The sequence below is a fragment of the Nostoc sp. 'Lobaria pulmonaria (5183) cyanobiont' genome, assembly GCF_002949795.1.
GTDB lineage: Bacteria > Cyanobacteriota > Cyanobacteriia > Cyanobacteriales > Nostocaceae > Nostoc.
This window is the reverse complement of record NZ_CP026692.1, coordinates 1,712,254-1,727,494: the sequence shown is the minus strand read 5'-3', so window position 1 is coordinate 1,727,494 and position 15,241 is coordinate 1,712,254. Positions and strand designations below refer to the sequence as shown.

At 41.8% G+C, this 15,241-nt stretch carries 15 protein-coding genes and 1 pseudogene; 4 read left to right on the top strand and 12 right to left on the bottom strand.

Annotation, left to right across the window (positions count from 1 at the left end; all coding sequences use genetic code 11):
- Nucleotides 1-115 precede the first annotated feature (115 nt).
- From nusA to NLP_RS07395, 3 genes are all read right to left on the bottom strand, one after another.
- Nucleotides 116-1,402 carry a transcription termination factor NusA gene (gene nusA / locus NLP_RS07405; RefSeq protein ID WP_199784777.1) on the bottom strand — a complete coding sequence of 429 codons (1,287 nt, stop codon included), beginning with the start codon at nucleotides 1,400-1,402 and terminating at the stop codon, nucleotides 116-118.
- A 209-nt stretch (nucleotides 1,403-1,611) separates the two neighbouring features.
- Nucleotides 1,612-2,073, bottom strand: coding sequence for a ribosome maturation factor RimP (rimP, locus tag NLP_RS07400; protein ID WP_104905834.1), 462 nt, complete (start codon nucleotides 2,071-2,073; stop codon nucleotides 1,612-1,614).
- A gap of 176 nt (nucleotides 2,074-2,249) precedes the next feature.
- Nucleotides 2,250-3,698: a hypothetical protein gene (locus tag NLP_RS07395; RefSeq protein WP_104905833.1), complete on the bottom strand. Its 1,449-nt coding sequence runs from the start codon at nucleotides 3,696-3,698 to the stop codon at nucleotides 2,250-2,252.
- A 382-nt stretch (nucleotides 3,699-4,080) separates the two neighbouring features.
- Between NLP_RS07395 and NLP_RS07390 the strand changes: the two genes are divergently transcribed.
- Nucleotides 4,081-4,806: a peptidoglycan-binding protein gene (locus NLP_RS07390; protein ID WP_104905832.1), complete on the top strand. Its 726-nt coding sequence runs from the start codon at nucleotides 4,081-4,083 to the stop codon at nucleotides 4,804-4,806.
- Nucleotides 4,807-4,837: 31 nt separating this feature from the next.
- On the opposite strand, the gene NLP_RS07385 is transcribed toward NLP_RS07390, so the two are convergent.
- Both NLP_RS07385 and NLP_RS07380 read right to left on the bottom strand, forming a co-directional pair.
- Nucleotides 4,838-5,731, bottom strand: coding sequence for an SDH family Clp fold serine proteinase (locus NLP_RS07385; RefSeq protein ID WP_104905831.1), 894 nt, complete (start codon nucleotides 5,729-5,731; stop codon nucleotides 4,838-4,840).
- A 112-nt stretch (nucleotides 5,732-5,843) separates the two neighbouring features.
- Nucleotides 5,844-7,733, bottom strand: a complete 1,890-nt coding sequence (locus NLP_RS07380; protein WP_104905830.1) for a serine/threonine-protein kinase — start codon at nucleotides 7,731-7,733, stop codon at nucleotides 5,844-5,846.
- A 294-nt stretch (nucleotides 7,734-8,027) separates the two neighbouring features.
- On the opposite strand from NLP_RS07380, the gene NLP_RS07375 reads away from it, so the two are divergent.
- Nucleotides 8,028-8,948, top strand: coding sequence for a Tll0287-like domain-containing protein (locus tag NLP_RS07375; protein WP_104905829.1), 921 nt, complete (start codon nucleotides 8,028-8,030; stop codon nucleotides 8,946-8,948).
- Nucleotides 8,949-9,246: 298 nt separating this feature from the next.
- On the opposite strand, the gene NLP_RS07370 is transcribed toward NLP_RS07375, so the two are convergent.
- Nucleotides 9,247-10,491: a serine/threonine-protein kinase gene (locus NLP_RS07370; protein WP_104905828.1), complete on the bottom strand. Its 1,245-nt coding sequence runs from the start codon at nucleotides 10,489-10,491 to the stop codon at nucleotides 9,247-9,249.
- Between the two features lie 358 nt (nucleotides 10,492-10,849).
- Here NLP_RS07370 and NLP_RS34740 point away from each other — a divergent pair, with 358 nt between their 5' ends.
- Nucleotides 10,850-11,011, top strand: coding sequence for a hypothetical protein (locus tag NLP_RS34740; RefSeq protein ID WP_234017394.1), 162 nt, complete (start codon nucleotides 10,850-10,852; stop codon nucleotides 11,009-11,011).
- Here NLP_RS34740 and NLP_RS32920 read toward each other — a convergent pair.
- The 6 genes and pseudogenes from NLP_RS32920 to radA form a co-directional block, all read right to left on the bottom strand.
- Nucleotides 10,976-11,089 (bottom strand): annotated as a pseudogene (locus tag NLP_RS32920) (Uma2 family endonuclease); the annotation flags it as partial. The gene NLP_RS34740 and the pseudogene NLP_RS32920 sit on opposite strands and share 36 nt — an antisense overlap.
- A gap of 29 nt (nucleotides 11,090-11,118) precedes the next feature.
- Nucleotides 11,119-11,265 (bottom strand): hypothetical protein, encoded by a 147-nt coding sequence (locus tag NLP_RS34735; protein ID WP_234017243.1) that lies wholly within the window; start codon nucleotides 11,263-11,265, stop codon nucleotides 11,119-11,121.
- Nucleotides 11,266-11,358, bottom strand: a complete 93-nt coding sequence (locus NLP_RS34730; protein ID WP_234017242.1) for a DUF2283 domain-containing protein — start codon at nucleotides 11,356-11,358, stop codon at nucleotides 11,266-11,268.
- A gap of 61 nt (nucleotides 11,359-11,419) precedes the next feature.
- The gene (locus tag NLP_RS07360; RefSeq protein ID WP_104905827.1) at nucleotides 11,420-11,614 is read right to left on the bottom strand and encodes a hypothetical protein; all 195 of its coding nucleotides are present in this window, start codon (nucleotides 11,612-11,614) and stop codon (nucleotides 11,420-11,422) included.
- Between the two features lie 291 nt (nucleotides 11,615-11,905).
- A complete protein-coding gene (locus NLP_RS07355) occupies nucleotides 11,906-12,634 on the bottom strand; it encodes a Uma2 family endonuclease (RefSeq protein WP_104905826.1) in 729 nt (242 codons plus the stop codon).
- Nucleotides 12,635-12,750: 116 nt separating this feature from the next.
- Nucleotides 12,751-14,274, bottom strand: a complete 1,524-nt coding sequence (gene radA, locus NLP_RS07350; protein WP_104905825.1) for a DNA repair protein RadA — start codon at nucleotides 14,272-14,274, stop codon at nucleotides 12,751-12,753.
- 170 nt (nucleotides 14,275-14,444) lie between these two features.
- On the opposite strand from radA, the gene rpaB reads away from it, so the two are divergent.
- Entirely contained in the window at nucleotides 14,445-15,173 is a 729-nt protein-coding gene (gene rpaB / locus NLP_RS07345) for a response regulator transcription factor RpaB (RefSeq protein ID WP_012412029.1), read from the top strand.
- Nucleotides 15,174-15,241 lie beyond the last annotated feature (68 nt).

Here is a 15,241-nt window from a genome sequence, read left to right as displayed (position 1 = left end):
GTAAAAATAAGTTTATTATTACTATTTTTTACTTACACCAAGTAGCTTTTGAGAAAATAATCCTTGAGACTGAGACTACAATTTTACAGTATCAAAACTTTACAAAATTAATCAATTATTCATCATCGTTATTGTCAAAACTATCTTCCTCTTCTAATTCGTTCTGATTTTCATCCTCGAATTCTTCTTCATATTCAAGATCGTCTTCTTCTGATTCCTCTGATTGATATTTTGTTCTAACGGCTGCAAATTTGGTATCTTCTGCTGCATAGTCATACTTAGCTTTGTCTTTGATGTCTATTTTCCAACCAGTAAGACGGGCTGCCAAACGGACGTTTTGGCCTTCTTTCCCAATGGCCAAACTCAATTGATCTTCAGCTACAAGTACGTGAGTTTGCCGCGATTCTGGGTCCATCAGGCGTACTTCATCTACCCGTGCTGGACTTAAGGCATTAGCAATGTATGTTGCTGGGTCTGGCGACCAGCGAATTACATCTATTTTTTCACCGCGTAATTCGTTGACTACTACTTGAATTCGCGATCCCCTGGCTCCAATACAAGCGCCAACTGGGTCTACATCGCGATCGAGAGTATCGACTGCTATTTTAGTCCGGGGGCCGACATAACGGGAAGGGGGGTTTGCCTCCCTAGCTACGGCAACAATCCGTACCACTTCATCTTCGATTTCTGGGACTTCGTTGGCGAAAAGATAAACTACCAAACCAGCATCAGCACGAGACACAAGCAACTGTGGCCCTCGTTGCTGACCTTGGGAGACTTTTTTCAGATATACCTTGAAGGTGGCATTTGCTCGATAATTATCGTTGGGCAACTGTTCCCGCTTCGGTAATTCGGCTTCTACTTCTGGCTGACCAAAGCCGCTGCTAACTGCTAAAACCACTGATTGCCGCTCAAACCGCAGGACTCTTGCTTGGAGAACAGTTCCTTCTAAATCTTGGAACTCTTCTTGCACCATCTGGCGCTGTTGATCCCGTAATTTTTGCGCGAGTACCTGCTTAGTTTGCATCGCCGCCATCCGACCAAATTCTCCTTGGTCGGGGGTAACATCCAACACTACAGAGTCCCCTAACTGCGCTTCGGGAGCGACTTGTTGAACTTCGTCTAAGGAAATCTGGTGGTCTGTATTATTAACTTCTTCGACAATGGTTTTGGTGGAAAGAACGCGAAATCCTTCTCCTTCAATATCGAGTTCTACTTCAAAATTTTCAAAATAATCTTCCTCAAACTGTTTGCGTTCTAAATTTTGGGCGCGACGATAACGTTCGTAGCCTTTGAGTAGTGCTTCTCTAATAGCTGATTGAACTGCAAGCCGGGGTAAATTCCGCTCGCGACTTATACTTTCAATTAATTCTTTTAATCCAGGTAAAGTAACCATTGACATAAGCAATCTCCTTTAAAAATTAGGGAGTGGGGAGTGGGATCTGGGGACTAGGGACTGAAAACTACGCATTAGAGCCAGGGATTAGAGAATAGCTTTACACTAATCTCTAACCTCTAGCCCTTAGCCTCTAACCTTTAGCCCTTAGTTCCTGATCTCTAGCCTTGAGCTAAGGTGCTCTAGTCTCTAACTCCTGAGCCATAGCCCTTTGTTTATCGATGCTCGTCTAGCTGCACCTTAGTAATTAGAGAGCGGGGAATTTCGACTACACGACCTTTTTGGTTTAAGTAAAGTGCTGTCTCATCCCGGCGAATCAACTGACCAATCCACTCTTGTTGTCCGTCGTAGGGGGGCGTTGTGGAGATAATGACAGGAAATCCTTTAAAGGAAATAAACTCCCTGTCTGTTACCAGTTGCCGCGAAATACCAGGACTAGACACTTCCAAGACGTATGTATCTGGAACGATTTGGGCAGCATCTAAGGAGGCTTCTAAAGCACGGCTCATCTTCTCACAATCGTTCAACCCAGTGTCTTGCTCACGATTGCGAATGTCTACCCGCAAAACTGGTGGACTTTGGTTGGTGTGAAAAACCACGCCAACCACTTCTAATCCCAGTTCTTCTGCCACTGGTGTCGCCAAATCAATAATTTGTGGAACTAAAGGATGAGCCATGAGAGAATTCAATAAAAAAAGTGGGCTTCGACCCACTTCCTGCGATAAATATATCTTCCAAGAAGTCTTGTGACGAACCAATGATGATTCGCCTAATTCGAGTTTAGCGCATTTCTTGGATAGTCATTAGTCATTAGTCAAGAGTTAGAAATGCTTCCCCTGCTCCCCTGCTTTACCTACCCTTCCCGTATTTTTGGGAGAGTAGTGCCTTTATCCACGACTACGGGAACTGATACTTGTGTTCGTAGCTGCCTGGTTTGCTCGATAATTTGGTCTATGTCTTCTTGGGACAAACGCTGGACATAGTTAAGTTTGATTTCCTCTAAGAAGTCAAAAAGTAAACTCTGAATTTCTGAAAGTACGTGTTTTTCTTTTATTTGAGATCCCAAAGCGTCACTGAAGCTTTGTACCAATTGACTGGTGAGTTTTGCGCCCACAGGGTCTTCAACAGCGCTCACTAAAGTTTTGTAAAGGTTAGTTGTGATTTGGGTCGCCAGTTGTTCGCTTAACTGGGTTTGGGCTTGTCCTACGCCAGGAAGGTTCTGAAGATTGCGGTAGACGGGGACTTGATGGAAGACGGTTTCGATGTTGTGGCGCAGAATGGCAACGATCGCAGGTTGGATATCGGGTAGCACTCGGTAGACAATTGTTTTTACCAAAATATCTGCGATCGCTTCCACTTCATTCACATTATTAATATCTATGTAGGGACGTAAATTTTCTTTTTGCGAGAGCCAGCTAGTTAATTCACCCCGCTGAATTGAACCCTGAACCTGATTAATCACTCTCACCACCACAATTTCTGTGAGTTCTTCGGCAAAATTGGCGACAATCCCCTGATTAATTTGCTTTCGCACCGGATGCAGATTCAATAACTGCGCTTGATCGAGGCGAATTAATACAGGTATGATTCGTAACTCCCGCCAAAATGGCAGTAGTAAAAATAAATCGTACCAACGCCACAATAGTGCTTCTAACCAGCTTAAACCAGGATGTTGCCGTCTGAGAAGGAAGGTGCGCCCCAGCACTTCTACACCAAATAAAATCACAAAGGGTAAGTCAATCATCCAGAATTTATCAATAAAATCGCCATTTTCCCCGATTTGGCGGTAGTAGTTACTGGCGATCAAAGGGCGAATGCTCTTGTTAAAAAAATTAATTTCTTCAAGCCAACCATTTTGTGATAGATGTGGCTGACTCCAAAAAGTAGCGAAGGACTGTTTTGCAGATTCTTTGCGGATGTGCGATCGCATCCTTTGTTTGATTTTTTCCAGCGTCCCACTCTTATTCGCTCCCGCAAACGGGTTACTGTCAATCATCTCGCTGCTAAGACGACTTATTTGTATTAGCCTGTTATTTACCTGAGGCGACTCTAACCCTGTTTGCCTAACTTGTTCTTCTAATGCATCTACTGTTTCTAGATAACTTTTTGTGTCTCGATGACTTTCAATACCTTTGATTGGGTCATAAATCTTAGTAATTTGGGGAAGTTTTCGCAAGTAGAAATCTCGCCAAGGTACGTAACTTAAATCAAACAAAACCAAACTTAAATTTACGGTGGCAGCAATTGCCATAAATTTTTCAAACCAAAGATTACGCTGCTTAGAAGATTTTATATTTCTCATTTTCTGTAAAAAAATATACTGTTTTATCTATTTAAAACATAAGCTCTTTCATTTATTAATTTTCGACCCTTTTAACCAATTACAGCAATTTCCAGTCGAGTAGACCCTAGTAGGAGGGCACAGATGTGCATTTCTACTCCAATTTAGTGTTAAAAGGGTGTATTCGATTCAAATGATAACCGCTGTATCTCTGTTCATAGAAGATACTTCTTTTGATAGATGACACAACTTACCTTTTACATAGCTAGTTAAATTTAACAAAAAAAAATCACAATTTATTCAAAATTCATTAAATAATCGTGAAAAAAGTTATTAAACAAACTTAAAATGCAGCTGTTAACGTTTACGATTCTGCTGATTTAACCCAAAGGAGTTTTTAAGTATGTGGTGTGGGTTTGGAAAATCAAGCGCAACCTTTGCTGTTACTTGCCTGATGACTGCTAGTTTGGTAATTGCAGACACAGGTTTTGCAGCCCCTCAAAAAAGTTATACACCCCAGCAATTCCGTGAGGTATTGCGGGGATTAGGCTATAACGTCAAGGTAACAAATACTGCTTTGACGGACCAGGAAACTAAAAAGGCAATTCGAGAATTTCAGACTGGTTACAAGCTAAAACCAGTTGATGGTATAGCAGGGCCAAAAACCCAAGATTTTGCTGCTAACATTGTTCAAATTCTGCACAGAAATTTGAATGCAGTAGTGAGGCCAAATCCTCCCCTGCCGCGCGATCATTTTTATGGTTCCCGCACGGAAGAAGTGGTGAAGGAGTATCAGAAGAAATATCAGTTGCAAGAAACTGGAATTGCTAATTTAGCACTCCGCCAAAAGCTGAATGAAGAAGCAAAGACAGTCTTCAGTCAGCCAACAGCGAAACCAACAGCGAAACCAACAGCAAAACCAACAGCAAAACCAACAGCGAAACCGATGTCTACACCGATGTCTACACCAATGTCTACACCGATGTCTACACCAATGTCTACACCGATGGCTACACCAATGTCTACACCGATGGCTACACCAATGTCTACACCGATGGCTACACCAACAGAGACACCGATGTCTACACCGATGGCTACACCAACAGCTACACCGACAGCTACACCCTAGTCGCCACAAAAAACTTTTACGCCAAAGCCCCTCAAGTCATCTGATTTGGTTCTTCTAAGGGTCTGCCTTTGGGTGTAGGTAGAATTGGACGGGGATCATTGTAAGGCATCGGAATGTACTGCACGCTGGGTCGCCCTCCTTGTGGCTGTGGGTACAGATCCATGAGATCATAAATAGAATGGGGCAGTCCGACGGTTACGGGCAGCCCCATTTCTGTTGCTTCTTCAATAGTGATGGGATAGTCGTGGGTGACGCGCCCAGTTGTCAAAGCTTCGATAATCGGTTCGATATTTTCTGGCAGAACTTTTTGTTTAGGTATACTGTCTTTTAGCAAAGTTCGTACAAACCGCTGTACCTGCTGAATTGCTTTCCGTGATAGGTCGGCCATAATTAGGGTTTGGTCATCAATCTCACTGATGGGTTTATCTTCAACCACTTTCAGGATACTGGCTGCGGGGTAATTACCCAATTGGGGATCAACTGGCCCTAAGACAGCATTAGCATCCATAATAATTTCATCAGAGGCGATCGCAAGCATTGTACCGCCACTCATGGCATAGTGAGGTACAAAAACTGTGACTTTTGCTTGGTGGCGAATTAATGCTCTGGCAATTTGTTCTGTAGCCAAAACCAAACCACCAGGAGTGTGCAAAATTAAGTCAATCGGTACATCTGGGGGTGTGAGGCGAATTGCTCGTAGTATTTGTTCTGAGTCTTCAATAGTAATGTAGCGAGATATGGGAATTCCCAAAAAGCTAATGGACTCTTGGCGGTGAATCAGTAAAATCACCCGACTTTTGCGTTCCTGCTGGAATTGTTGTAAAGCACGCAAGCGCCGATATTCTATTTGACGTTTTTGCCAAAGGGGTTGCAAAGAAGTCAGAAGGAGGAAAATCCAGAATAAATCACCAATACCAAAGCCCATATAATTTTTTATTGTTCAAAAATAACGGTTGCCGTCATTATTGTCACAAATTTGGGGCGATCGCAGTTCTATCTGTAGATTTATAGGGAAATTACGAATTACAAATTATTTACTACCCCCTTCGCCAAATTTTAATAGTGTCGTCATCACTACCGCTAACTAGGGTTTGGCCATCGAGACTGAAGGCAACACATCTAACATAGTTGGAATGCCCTGTAAGTGTGCTGATTTCTCTACCACTGTGTATATGCCACAGCTTGATAGTGTTGTCCCAACTGCCACTAGCGAGAAATTGTCCATCCTGGCTAAAGGCGACTGACCAAACTGAATCAGAATGACCAATGAGAGTACGAATTTCTTTGCCTGTATTTATATGCCACAGTTTAATTGTGTTATCACCACTACCACTGGCGAGAATTTCGCCATTTTTGCTGAAGGCAATACAGTTGACAAAGAAGGAATGACCTGTGAGTGTGTAAATATTTCTGCCTGTGTATATTTGCCAGAGTTTAATCGTGTAATCATTGCTGCCACTAGCCACTAGCTGTCTCTCTTGGCTATTAGTTGTAGGCGTTCTCGGAGAGTAAGCGACTGACGAAACTGGGTCAGAATGACCTGTGAAAGTTTGGATTTCTATGCCTGTTTGTACCTGCCACAGTTTAATTGTACAGTCAGCACTGCCACTAGCCAGAAACTTACCATCTGGACTAAAAGCAACGGAATTCACCCAATTAGCATGACCAGTGAGAGTACGAATTTCTTTACCTGTGTTCACATCCCACAATTTGATTGTATTATCCCAACTCCCACTAGCTAAGATTCCCCGGTTCAGGTCTGCAACTCCCGCAGATTTGCCTGACTCGCCTTGATAAGAAAGGTTTGAAGAGATTGGGCTAAAGGCGACGGAATGAACCATACTAGAATGACTAGAAGACCAACGACCCAGTTGACGCACTAACTTGCCAGTGCCCACTTGCCAAAGTTTGATGGTCTTGTCGTTACTGCCACTAGCAATAAACTGCCCGTCTGGGCTAATGGCGATCGCATGAACCATACTAGAATGACCTTTGAGGGTCTGCACGCATTTCCAGTTCTGCCGATCTAATACAATAGGTACAGGTAGTTGCAGCTTAGGGGTTATCACTAAAGTAGATGAGATTTTTGTTACATATTCCCCTGTCTGAGAACCCAATAAATCCAACCACTCTTGCACAGACTGGGGACGATATGTTGACTCCAGATCCATGCCGCACATAATAGCTTGATTTACCCTGTTGCTGATGTTGGGATTAAAATATTGTGGTGGTTCTAAATTAATATTGTGACGTCTATCATCTGCACTAGTTGGTACAACTGCGGTAAGCAAATTATACAAAGTAGCGGCTAGGGCGTAAATATCAATGTATTCTCCTCGCGGCGCCTCTGATTCATACTGTTCAGGTGGGGCAAAACCAGGAGTACGATACACTGTATGCCTTTGGATCATATTAGGAACAAATTCTCTAGCGATGCCAAAGTCTATCAGCACTGCTTCTAATTTATCAATGCGGATCATGATGTTGCGTGGTTTGAGATCCCGATGCAACAGTCCTTTAGAATGGATTAGGGTCAAAGCATCGCCAATTTGCCGGATGTAAAGTACCGCTTCTGCTTCTGATAGCACTCCTATTCGCCTCAAGCGCTGTGCTAAGTCTTCCCCTTCGATGTAATCCATCACCATGCAGGGCAAATTCCCCTCATCGAAGATAGTTTCTATCTGTACTATATGAGGATGGTGGCACACAGCCAGCCGAACTGCTTCATCACGAAAGTCTTGCCGTAACTTGTTTCGGTGGAGTATCCAGGCGGGGTGATTCAGGATTTCTTCTTTGAGGGTTTTAATCACTCGCTGTTGATTTCGTTGATTTCTGGCAAGATAAGTAATGCCAATTCCGCCTTCACCTAGTTGGCTTTCAATAATGTAGCGTCCCCCGAATAAAGACTTTCCTGCATTCCACACCATTAGTAATATTTGACAATTGCTGGTATTTATTTTGGCTCAGTATCAGAACAGTCAACACGAATTTTTGGGAATTCCATTTAAATTGCTGTTGTAGCTTTTTAGAACTAACTTACTTAGATAACATTTTCATTAACCTCAATAATTACTAATAGTATAAAGTTGGATATAGCTTCATAGTTTTGCCTAAACTATGCCTTTATACGAAAAGATGAAAGTTGATTGCTCATGTTAGAGTAAACAGTAACTTTAGACATATTTATTCCTAATAATTTGACTTGTAGGTAATCTAAAATTATGCTAAAAAATCTCAATTTGAAACAAAAATTTACAATTTTGCTATTGGTAATTTTGACATTTGGTCTGAGCTTGAGTGGATTTACTCTTTCTTCTCTACTCAGGGAGAATGCTAAACAAGATATTAGCTCAACTGGTCTTATGCTCATCCAAACAATGAGTTCTGTTCGTAAATATACCAGCGATCAAGTGAATCCAGAGCTAGTTGATAAATTGGCTACTGAATTTTTGCCGCAAACTGTGCCTGGATACTCAGCAAGAGAGGTGTTTGAAATTTTACGGAAAACAACAGACTACCGTGATTTCTTTTATAAAGAAGCAACTCTCAATCCCACAAATCTTCGGGATAAGGCTGACGGTTTTGAGACAGAAATTGTAGAACAGTTCAGAAATAAATCAGACCTTAAAGAAGTTAGTGGATTTCGCTCAATTCCTGGTGGGGATATCTTTTATATTGCTCGTCCCTTAGCAATTTCTGAACAAAGCTGTCTGGTCTGTCATAGTGTACCTGAAGCTGCACCTCAAAGCATGATTAGTCTTTATGGTGCTGCTAATGGATTTGGGTGGAAGCTTAATGAAATTGTTGGCGCTCAGATTATATCAGTACCTGCCAAAAATGTCATCAGCAAAGCAAATCAGTCTTCCTTACTAATTATCTTGATTGTATCAGCTATATTTATAGCGACTATCCTGTTAGTTAACTTGTTCTTGAATCGACAAGTTGTAAGGCCTCTCAAACGCATGACTCGCATAGCCGAAGAAGTTAGTACGGGACACATGGAAGTTGAATTTGAGCAGATGTCTAATGATGAAATCGGTAATTTAGCTAGAGCCTTTAAACGGATGCAGTTAAGTTTAGAAATGGCGATGAAAAGAATCAAACGTACTCAAGGAGGTACAGGCGATTATAATAATTCGTAATGAGGCTCTCTCAAGACGCTGCGCGTAGCTTGCTTCCCCGCAGGGATACGCAGGCTCGCTACCGCTATGCTAGCGTAATAACCCTCTGTACAAGACTTTGCGTGTAGCTTACTTCTCGATAGAAGTATATAGACTCGCTTTGCGCAATCCTAACGTTATTAATATTTGATTAATATTTGTAAGGGGTATTTAAATCCTGCCAAAAAACCTTGTTACTTTATATTAGCTCTCTTGACTTAAACCCACAGAATTAGTTAAGAGATGAAAAATTATTCCTCAATTCATCATGTCTAAATCTTTATGAAAATAAACTTTTTTTGAATTCAAAAGCTGCTTGAAAGTTAGGAATTTCCTTGGTTACAAGTTCAATAAATTGGTCAGCCGAAATATAAGGATTGTGAGCTAGTATTTCTTCTATAATCAGATTTGCCATTGGGCCGATGTGGTAGGCTAATTCTTGCTGACAATGTTTAATAAATGCTGGTTGGAGTGAAGATTGTTGTTGTTCGATTCTTTGCCCAGTTTCTGGACTAGTAGGTGAATTAAAAATTGTTTCTTCAGGTTGATTATATGACTGCGATTGGGCCGACATAGCCTGAAATTTAGGGTTAAATACTGTAGTCGGTAAATCATCAACCATGATTGCAGAAGGCATTGCCACTTCTGGTTCTCCAATATACTCTAAATCTCTGAGAACTTCGCTGGCTGTTTGGTATCGTTTATTAGGCCTATCTTCCAACATGCAATCAAGTACTTGAGCAAACCCATCAGTAACATAGGTATAATCACGCCAGTTCCATTCAAGTGAGTATTGATCCATTAGTAAAGATGGATCTCTAGCTGTGAGTAATACAATAGCAGTTACACCTAAAGCATAAAGGTCACTAGAGGGAGAACATAAACCCAAACTAATCTGTTCGCGGGGGGCATATCCCACTTTGCCGACAAGGGACATTTTGCCAACAAATGTTACCTGGTGGTTAGAATTTCTACCCTCGTTAATATCAGCAATTTGCTTGCCTACCCCGAAGTCAATCAGCACTGGCAAATCCTTGCCATCTGGTAACATGATGTTGTCAGGAGAAATATCTCGATGGATGATGTTGTGCTGGTGGACATATTCCAAAACAGGCAGCAGATTCTTTAGCCACTGTATAACTTCGTCTTCAGAAAAATTTCTTCCTTGACGTTGAAGTTCTCCTAGCAGTCTTGAATATGTTTTACCGTCAACATACTCTTGTACTAGGAATAGCCGACCATCTCCTTCAAAACAAGCCAAAAACTTGGGAATTTGAGGATGCTGCAATTGATGAAGAATTTTTGCTTCTCTTTTAAATAAGTTACGATATTGTTCCAGTCCACTTTCGCCTGTGCCAATGGGTGCAAATTCTTTGAGAACACAGGCTTCATTAAACCGACGAGTGTCAAATGCTAAGTAAGTTCGTCCCAATCCTCCCTGTCCTAGAAGTTTTTGGATAATATAGCGGTTATCGATTAGAGTTCCAGCAGCTATTTCTGGCCTTGTCATAGGGGACTGTGACATCATCATCGCACTCCTAGCGATTTTGTTATTGATAAATTATCTAATTTGCTGAAAGTCAGAAACTCTAGCAGATAAAGGCTGATAACATCCTTTAAATTGAGGTTAACACCACTATCGAGCCAAGGAAATACACTTTTCTACAATTTTCTGATGGTCTTGTGTTACCAAATAGACAATTTTAACCTGGGTAGTTTGATCATACTACTCATACTTAAGTATTTTAGCCGCCGCAACATAATCAGTGTCTGCGGTAATATCTGCAAATGTTCAGGACATCGCCTTTTAGATTTGCTGCTGAACCTGATCTTATCCTTAGTAATTCAATTGAAACTAGGTTGAGGAATAGTAAGGATATAGCATGACATCATGGTTTTTTATAAAAACTGAGGTGGCTATAGACTTGCTGAAAGGAATATTATATGTATTTCAAGTGCTAAATATGCGATCGCTCTCAAAAATTAATCTTTCTGAGAACCTAATATCATGGCAAGCCTGGTTCCTGTGGGTTGTCACTTGGTAAATCATACATCGTTGGTAGAGTTTCCCAAGGAGGAAGTGGGGGATCAGATTGAGGGATGTAATGGGGAGAAGAAGTCATAGTAAAAGTATAATTTGAGATTGTTCAGATTACAGTAACAACTTAATTTCCGCAGATTCTCCTAATGCTTCATTGACTACGATTAATTTACCCTGTTCATCAGCGCCTAATTGCTGGTTAGCATTGAGCAATTCAATCCCAGAAATTATGCCATCAGGAGCAATATCTACATTCATTTATTCACTGACATAAACTGTTTCTACTTGTGCAGTTTTTTCTTGGAGATAGATATAAGCTATGTTGTATCTTGGATCGTAAGTAAGTTTCATTGAAATTTCCCCTTTAAAAATATTTAACGATGACTGTAATAACTAACCAGTATTCTTCCTTTTAAACAGCTATTGCCTCAACTTTTTTAGTAGTATAAAACTTTCCATTCCATTCAGCATTGAAGGGAAAGTTACATCTAAATCCAGTTCTACTAGATTGAGTGGGAAAAGTAACACCACGTTCGACTGTGGCAATAACTTCTACTTCTGTTGCCCTACGTTCATTTAATCGCGCTTGTGCATTAGCGATCGCCAAATAACTGCTACCCTAGATTCCACACCATAGATAAAAACCGTAGTTTTATTGGTATTTATTTTGGCACACGCAAAACTCCGTCTTGTGTCGAGAAAGATTTAAGGCACTGCTGATGCAGCCTAAAATAAGCAGTGTATTCAATCGTAATAAACCTATAGCGATCGCAGTTGTTAAACCCTCGTCTTGCCTAACAACTGGTATTTAGCCCTACTTAATCATTTGTGAGTAAGATCCTCGGCTGATCAAACAAATCGGAGATCAATGGCTTTCAATTTTTCCTAAAAAATTTCATCACACTTCTGGCTCAATTCCTGCCGCTCGCAATTGTGCTGCTAGTCGTTCAGCGCGTTGTCGTTCTTGTTCAGCGCGTTGGCCTTCCTGTTGAGCTAACTCAGAACCCCAAGGCAAAAGGTTTCCTTGTTCATCCCACCACCGTAACCACTTTCCTGGGCGATTTTCACGAGTACCTTGCCACACCCCAAGGTAAAGATTCATTTCTGCTATCCAGTAGCGTTGATTTTCATCAGGCTCTTGCAAAATATACTGTTCTGTGTTTTGTAAGCAATACATCTCAAAACTGCCGCTGTCTGGCTCAAAAATAATGTAGTTTGGTACTTTTAAGATGCGCTCGTAGAAAAACCATTTTCCTGGGGGATATGTCGCTTTGATAGAATATTCTGTCTCCTGTGTATCGGAGACAAATTCCATCACAATTACGGGAATGTCACCCTGTAATTGAGGTGTGTAACTGCGTATTACTTCTTCTCTACTAACATTAATTTTGGCAATGAAAGCCCAATCAGGAGCTTTAATGACCATTTTGTTGTTTAGAGTGGCACAAATGCCGTAATTAGTTGTTGTTAGGGCGTTAGCTGAAATTTTTCCGGCTAATTGTAAGCTTTCTGTAAGTGCCGCAGCTAAGACTGGTTGGTTGATGTTGTCCACTGGATCGTCGGGGAGTTTGTAATCATCGGGTAGTTTTTCCCAAGTGATTTGGTAGTCTTGGGTGAGGGTTGTCATGATGGATTTTCCTTTGGTGTGTAAAAGGTATTGAGGACTAGGTTTTCACTCGTAAAAATTATGGCATTTGCTTTGACCCTTCCCAAATTTTGGAACAATTTCCCAGTACCCAGTAGTTACTCATCTTCATCGGGTTCTAAATCGTCGGCTGTCAATTCTTGATGGGGGATGGCGGCAATAATTGCATCTATGACTTTAGATACTGGTAATATCTCAATATTCAAGTCAGGGAATTTTGTTCCTTTGGGCACGATCGCTCGTTTAAATCCCAACTTAGCAGCTTCTTTCAACCTTAGTTCCATTTGGGAAACCGATCGCACTTGTCCACCTAACCCAACTTCACCGATTAATACTGTACCGGGATCGACGATGCGATCGCGGAAACTAGCTACAATTGCGATCGCTATTCCTAAATCTACCGCCGGTTCTTCCACATTTAACCCACCCGCAGAAGCAACGTAGGAATCTAACTTTGACATCGGAATTCCCACTCGCTTTTCTAAGACAGCGAGAATTTGCACTAGACGGTTGTAGTCTACGCCAGTTCCAGCCCGCCGAGGGGAAGGGTAGCTGGTAGGACTCACTAAAGCCTGCAATTCTACAACAATCGGGCGAGTGCCTTCGCAAGCCACGACAATTGCCGTACCTGGTGCTGGATCGTCACGGTTGCCTAAAAATAGCTCTGAGGGGTTGGAGACTTCTCGCAATCCATCTGCCACCATTTCAAAGATGCCGATTTCGTGAGTTGCGCCGAAGCGGTTTTTGACTGTCCGTAATAACCGATGGGAGGCAAAGCGATCGCCTTCAAAATACAACACTGTATCGACTAAATGTTCTAAAACTTTTGGCCCAGCGATCGCTCCTTCTTTGGTAACGTGTCCGACAATCAGCATAGTGACATCTTCGTGCTTTGCCACCTTCATCAAGGCTGCGGTACATTCACGTACCTGAGCTACTGAACCTGGTGCAGAAGTCAGCGCCGGAAAAAACACCGTTTGGATACTATCAATCACCGCCACATTTGGTTTTAGAGAATCTATTTCCCGTAAAATTTCTTCTAAATCTGTTTCTGGCAGTACATATAAATCAGCACCTATACTGTCAGGGTCTATAGGAAGTGCGGGATCTACTACTTCAACCTTCTCCTCACTAACTACACTTAGAGTTTTTGATACTCCTAAGCGGGAAGCTCGTAATTTTACCTGCTGTCCCGATTCTTCACCAGTTACGTAAAGGATGCGGTATTTCTGTGCTAATTGATTAGATACTTGCAACAATAAAGTCGATTTTCCAATACCTGGATCGCCACCTATCAGCACCATAGAGCCAGGGACAACCCCACCTCCAAGCACTCGATCTAATTCTCCATAACCAGACTCCCAACGGGCAATTTGGCGATCGGTAATTTGATCAAATGTTAAAGAGGCTCGCGCTTTAGCTGGTTTACCGTGAGATTTGCCATTGCCTTGAGCTGATTGCCAACTACTCACTCCCCCCCGACTGGGCACATCTACTGAGGATTGAATAGAAATTTGTTCTTCTAGAGAGTTGTAAGTGCCGCAAGCTGGACACTTACCAAACCACTGGGGCGATTCTGCTCCACATTCGTTACAAGTGAAAAAAGTTTTTGGCTTTGCCATTCTTAAATCTTATTAAATAATCTTAATATTTACTTAATTCTTGAAAAAAACTAAAAACTAATAATAGTGGTATTTAGAGCTTTTTCCAAATCAATTCATGGAATGATATCTTAATATTATGGTATTAAAAATTAATCATGTAAATTTTTAGTCAAGGAGCCTAGAGAAACTTGGAAAGCCATAAAGAAAAAATCTTGGTGGTAGACGACGAAGCCAGCATTCGCCGGATTTTGGAAACACGCCTTTCCATGATTGGCTACGATGTAGTGACAGCTGGCGACGGGGAAGAAGCTTTGGAAACTTTTCGCAAAACAGAGCCTGACCTGGTAGTTTTAGATGTAATGATGCCAAAGCTAGACGGCTATGGTGTATGTCAAGAATTACGAAAAGAATCAGATGTCCCCATTATTATGCTAACAGCCTTGGGTGATGTCGCCGATCGCATCACCGGGTTAGAATTGGGTGCTGATGACTATGTAGTTAAACCATTTTCTCCTAAGGAGCTAGAAGCCCGGATTCGCTCGGTACTGCGACGGGTAGATAAAAACGGTGCTTCTGGCATTCCCAGTTCTGGGGTAATCCATGTCGCTAATATTAAAATCGATACGAATAAGCGACAAGTCTACAAAGGCGATGAGCGCATTCGATTGACGGGTATGGAGTTCAGCTTGTTAGAGTTGTTAGTCAGTCGCTCTGGAGAAGCTTTTTCTCGTTCGGAAATTTTGCAGGAAGTATGGGGTTATACACCAGAACGTCATGTAGATACCCGCGTAGTAGATGTGCATATATCACGTTTGCGGGCAAAATTAGAAGATGATCCTAGCAACCCAGAATTGATTCTCACCGCGCGGGGTACTGGTTATCTTTTCCAGCGGATTATTGAACCAGGGGAGGAGTGAGGATGAGGGAGCAGGGGAGCAGGGGAAAATAATTAATAACCAATGCCCAATTCCTAATTCCCAATTCC